Source organism: Actinomadura rugatobispora, from assembly GCF_042656285.1.
GTDB classification, from domain to species: Bacteria; Actinomycetota; Actinomycetes; order Streptosporangiales; family Streptosporangiaceae; genus Spirillospora; species Spirillospora rugatobispora.
On the sequence record NZ_JBHSON010000296.1, the window covers coordinates 1 to 613 of the forward strand.

Annotated in this window: 1 protein-coding gene; it reads right to left on the bottom strand. The window is 32.5% G+C overall.

The window, feature by feature from the left end; all coding sequences use genetic code 11:
- Nucleotides 1–613 (bottom strand): O-antigen ligase family protein (locus ACFPZN_RS56465; RefSeq protein ID WP_378293733.1); only part of this gene is annotated, 613 nt, incomplete at both ends.

Below are 613 nucleotides of genomic sequence, written 5' to 3' on the forward strand. Positions count from 1 at the left end.
GTCTCAGCTTAATGCACCGCCAAAGCAAAAATGTATAATAAGAAAAAAACAGCATGTAAAAGATTATTCCATAAATTGTTATCATTTCAAAATGAATATTATGGAATTCGCCCATTCTTAAACCATACTGATTAATTATATCAATTTCATAGTCTCCAAAGCGGCCATTGCCAAACAACAAGGCATTCGCATGATTCATCAACCAATCAATGTTTGCCTTGTAAATTTGCAGTCTCTCTGAGGTGCTTTCATCGTCCGCACCAGCAGTTGAAAGTGTATTCCAAAAATTAACTAATCTCGAAGCAGCATTATTTGATAAAAGGAGTAAGTCTTCAACGATGGAAGGGTTTAGCAATAACAACATGAGTGACGAGAAAGCGCCAAGCAATAAAATCACTTTCTTTGAAACTAACTTTGTAAATAATAAATAAATAAGCAACGCCAAGATTGCTGCTTTAGAACCTATGTAAACTGCGCTAGTTAATGTCAATAAAAAAATTATTATTTTATGTAAATTCTTTTTGGAATGATAAACAGCAAAAGGTAAAAAACACACAAGAAAGCTAAGCATATCATTTTCATTATAATAAAATGCCGTTGGCTTTGATATACT